Origin of the sequence: Caballeronia arvi (assembly GCF_001544695.2) — a bacterium.
Lineage (GTDB): Bacteria > Pseudomonadota > Gammaproteobacteria > Burkholderiales > Burkholderiaceae > Caballeronia > Caballeronia arvi.
This window is the reverse complement of sequence record NZ_FCOM02000144.1, coordinates 1-4,467: the sequence shown is the minus strand read 5'-3', so window position 1 is coordinate 4,467 and position 4,467 is coordinate 1. Positions and strand designations below refer to the sequence as shown.

The following is a 4,467-nucleotide window of genomic DNA, read 5'->3' as shown; positions in this document are numbered from 1 at the left end:
TGACCGGCCAGTTGGCGAGCAAGAGTCACAGTTCGTCGAGAACCGCGGGCTCAAGGGTCGGAAGGATCGTTCGGCGTCGCTGCGGGATCGTCAACCGACTCACGGACCACCGCGTTAGACTGGCACGACATAGCGTGCGCGCTCGCGCTTCGGCATCGCCGGCGCATGGTCCTAAATCAGGTAGACCCGCATGTTGGCCAAGGAAGGAGTCGATTCGAAAGACGTCATTGTGCGTCCGCTTACGGACTCGGGATGGCGAATCGAACTGCCGCGCCCCGACGGACTCTTTGTGGTCGTCGTTGTCGACCAGCCGGAGGCGCTTTGGCTCGCAAAGCGGATTCGTCCCGAGGCCGAAATCAGATTAATGCCTTCCGACCGGGAGCCGATTTGATTAATGCGCCCGGCGGTCGATAGCCGAACGGGGCATAAAATAGCCAACCGGGAGGTCGGCTGAAGAGGCCTCCGACTAACGAGCGGGTGTAACCAGAACCCGAGAGAAGGGCGCTGCCTAAAAATGAGGCAAGGTTCCAAGAAGCTAATAACTGAAGCGCGCGTAACGTTTTCATCGCTGCGGCCAAAGTTTCCAATTCAGCGCTGACCTGCGCGTAGACGCATGGCGCTAAAGGCATTTTTGCGGGTCCGTCCGGTATGCCTGCAGACGGTCAAACTACGTGTCTTGGTAATCGCTGCCGACCAGCGCATCGTAGTCGTTCGGATGCGCAGCTAAAATGGCTCGCACCATCGCATCTAGGCCGGAGCGGTTTGCCAGTTCCTGCGCAAGGACACGCGCGGTGCGAATTGTGATCGTGTCCTCTCTAGACGTACCCGCTTCCTCCACGCGAAAGGTGAAGCAGTGGAACTCCGGGTCGCCACTGCTTGCCGCCTGGTGCGCTATGATTGTGATGTGCATGGCGAGTAGATCGATTCTCGTCCCGTCAACATCGACGGCGCCCCGCAGTCGCCGGCCGCCGCCTGACTCCATAAGCATCAACGATGTCCTTGAGCAAACACTTGAATCAGATCATCGGTGGTCGCCAACGACGTGCAGCTCGTCTTTGACCGTTCATTCCGGGTGTGACGGACCGCACTCACGCGTCCCGCGAAACGTATAGGAGTGGTCCCGAAGCCCCTTGGCGCGATTCAGCGCAAGACATACTGGCACAGCAGCACTGCATTCAGCACGACTATCGCGGCTGCACAGCCCCACGCGAACCACAGCGGTATTCCTGCAATACGCCACGGTCCCATCAGGTGGCTGTTCGACGCGAAACGAATCAGCGGCACGACGGCAAGCGGCAATTGCAGGCTCAACACAACCTGCGTGGCAACCAGCAGCGCATTTGTTCCGTGTTCTCCGAACGAGGCCACGGCTGCAAGTGCCGGTCCAATTGCAAGCGTGCGTGTCATCAGCGCACGGCTCCAACGCGCCATCTTCAATCGCAGAAAGCCCTCCATTACGGCTTGGCCGGCCAGGGTGCCTGTAACGGTTGCATTCAGCCCGCAGGCAAGGAGCGCGCACGCAAAAGCAATACTTGCCCAATGATTGCCGACGAGCGGCGCGATCAGCCTTTGGGCGTCGGCGAGATCGCTGACGCGGGTGTAACCATGCATATGAAAGACAGCCGCCGCGACGATGAGAAGCGATGCGTTCACAGCAAACGCGAGCGTGAGAGAGGCGAATGTGTCGACATTCACGCCGCGCAGCGCAGCGTCGAGACCTCCCCGTTCTGTATGCAGACCACGGTGTTTCACGAGCGCGGAGTGGAGGTACAGGTTGTGGGGCATCACTGTCGCGCCAAGCACGCCAGCCGCCAGCCACAACATGCCCGCGTCGCGTAAGACGCCGACGGATGGGACGAAACCTCTCAAAACATCTGACCAGATGGGGCGCGCTAATGTCAGCTCGATCACGAAGCACGCGCCGACGAACAGGATGAGCGCGGAAATCGTCCCTTGGAGCGAGCGTCGCCCACGGGTTTGGAATGCGAGCATTGCGAATGTTGCAATGGCCGAGACGAAGACTCCAACAGTCAGTGAAAACCCAAACAACATTTGAAGCGCAACCGCACTGCCGACGACCTCGGCCACATCACACGCAATGATCGCGATCTCACACGCGATCCACAGAAACAGCGCAGTGCGTCGGCTGAACCGATCTCGGCAAAGTTGCGCCAGATCGCGCCCGGTCACTACACCGACGCGCGAGGCAATCCATTGCAATAGCAAGCCCACTAGGCTTGAAAGCAACACGACAAAGAGCAATTGATAGCGATAGCGAGCCCCGCTTTCAAGCGCCGTCGCCCAGTTACCAGGGTCCATGTAGCCGACGGCTACGAGTGCGCCTGCACCCAAAAACGACAACCGATGCCGCGGCCGGAAACGTTGCGATTCGCTTGGCGTGTCGGGTTCTAAGATGCATGGCTCGAAGCGGTCAGAACGTTTGGCGCCAACATTGGCGACGACCGATGGATCGTTGTTCATGTGCCTTTCCCACCGCGGCTCTTTCCGGAGTTTAGACGCTCGAAATACGCAAAAAGAGTACAGCGGCTGCAGGCCGCTGTGCAACTTTCGGCGACCCGCAATTGACCACCGCAAGGCAGGAAACGGCCCGTTCCTTGGCGCGCGATCATCGTGAGTCTTCCGCAGGTGCCGCACTCGAGGCCACGGGCTGGATATAACGTGCGATGAACGTCCGCACCTCGTCGTCGGAAAAGCGCACGGCGACGCAATCGCCGCTTACCATTTCCACGGTTCCTTCGCCATAGCGGCGGGCGCGGACGGTGTCGCCTACGTCGAAACTGCGAGTCGTCTTCGTCGTAGGCACCCGCATGCGGCTTTCGCGGGGACTTTCCTCCACCGTCGGTGGGTTCAAGCAGTTGTCACACGTGCCGCAGCGCTCACCGCCAAGTTCGTCGGTCGGCATTCGATAGGACAGCACTGGTTCACAATATGACACACGAGACTGCTGCTTAACCACGTCGGCGGTGAAGTAATCGAGCAACATCCTCCACCGACACTGGGCACTTTGCGCGTAGGTGATCGTGCGCTCGAGCACCGCTCGGTCGCTTTCCGCGCGTAACGCGTACTCAGCGGCGGCCTTGTCGATCTTCTCCATTGCGCCGCCCTCGTCGATGGCCTTCATGCCGCCCCTACGGGTGCGGCGGGTCATTCCGATATCGTTCAGCAGTGTCGTGACAACTCGTAGCTTGCTCATCCCTACGTTGGGCAGCGCCTCGTGCAAGCGCTCGAGGGGTTTTTCCAAAATCCCGCTTTCGCTGGCTCGCGTGAGGGCCCGCACCGTTTCTGCAACACGCCGGAGCATCTCGACAGTGGGGTAGCGGCCGCCGAGGAAAAACTGTTGAACCTGCTTGTCCTTCAAGTCGAACAACAGAATGCAGCGCGCCGGCTCGCCATCGCGGCCGCCGCGGCCGGCCTCTTGATAATATGCGTCCAGACTGCCCGGCATCTGCGCATGGATAACAAAGCGAATGTCTGGTTTATCGATACCCATGCCAAAGGCGTGGTCGCGACCATCACGCGCGCACGGTCCCCCATGAATGCATCCTGCGCTTCCGAGCGTACCTTCGCTGAGAGCTTGCCGTGATAGCGCTCGGCGCTCACGTGTGCGTCGACAAGCAATGCATGCAGCGTCTCGCACTCGGCGACGGTCGCACAGTAGATGATGCCGCTGCCTAGCGCGGTGCTCGCCAGTTCAACCGCGCGCTTACGCCGGTCGTCGAGATTGGTCATCTGCTCGACGGCAAAATGCAAATTGTCGCGGTACACGCCGGTATGGATGATTTCGGCGTGACGCAGTTGCAGTTCACGCGCGATGTCCGCAGCCACAGCGGGCGTTGCGGTTGCCGTCAGCGCGAGCAGGGGCGGATGGCCGATCGCCTTTACGGAGTGGACCAATTCGACGTAGGCGGGCCGGAAGTCATGTCCCCACTGCGAGATGCAGTGAGCCTCATCAATGACGACGAGTGGTACCGCCGGCATCCGCTCGGCAGTGAGCGCAGAAACGAACTCGCTGTCTACGAGGCGCTCGGGCGTAACGAAGAGTATGCGAATGCTGCCGTCGGCGATGGCTTGCATCGCGTCGCGCTCCTCGGCTGCCGACAGGGTGCTATTGATGACGGTCGTCGCAATGCCGGCCTCGATCAGCTTGGCGGCCTGATCTCGCATGAGCGAGATCAGTGGCGATACGACGATCGTCATGCCATCGAAGTGCAAGGCGGGCAATTGATAACAAAGCGATTTGCCGGCCCCGGTCGGCATAATGGCGAGGGTGTCGCGCTCGTCGAGGACACTGCGAATGACCTCCTCTTGGCCCGGTCGCAAAGTGGGGAAGCCGAACACACCTCGTAAGGCGTCCTCAAGCTGGCGGTCTAGCGGCCGGCGCTTTTGCGTATAGGTTTTTTCTATGGTGCACATGGTCGAGTGAACTTGGCCGCAGATTCCCAATAA

General features: G+C 60.2%; 5 protein-coding genes. 1 reads left to right on the top strand and 4 read right to left on the bottom strand.

What is annotated here, in order from left to right:
* The first annotated feature begins 190 nt into the window (after positions 1-190).
* Positions 191-391 (top strand): hypothetical protein, encoded by a 201-nt coding sequence (locus AWB74_RS43410; RefSeq protein WP_061152645.1) that lies wholly within the window; start codon positions 191-193, stop codon positions 389-391.
* 276 nt (positions 392-667) lie between these two features.
* On the opposite strand, the gene AWB74_RS43405 is transcribed toward AWB74_RS43410, so the two are convergent.
* From AWB74_RS43405 to AWB74_RS48530, 4 genes are all read right to left on the bottom strand, one after another.
* Positions 668-910: a hypothetical protein gene (locus tag AWB74_RS43405; protein ID WP_143749512.1), complete on the bottom strand. Its 243-nt coding sequence runs from the start codon at positions 908-910 to the stop codon at positions 668-670.
* Positions 911-1,140: 230 nt separating this feature from the next.
* A complete protein-coding gene (locus AWB74_RS43400) occupies positions 1,141-2,481 on the bottom strand; it encodes an Nramp family divalent metal transporter (RefSeq protein ID WP_061152643.1) in 1,341 nt (446 codons plus the stop codon).
* Positions 2,482-2,626: 145 nt separating this feature from the next.
* Entirely contained in the window at positions 2,627-3,478 is an 852-nt protein-coding gene (locus AWB74_RS48535; RefSeq protein WP_327363290.1) for a RecQ family zinc-binding domain-containing protein, read from the bottom strand.
* Positions 3,376-4,467: RecQ family ATP-dependent DNA helicase (locus AWB74_RS48530; protein WP_327363287.1), on the bottom strand; the 1,092-nt coding region annotated here is incomplete at its 5' end. The genes AWB74_RS48530 and AWB74_RS48535, both read right to left, overlap by 103 nt.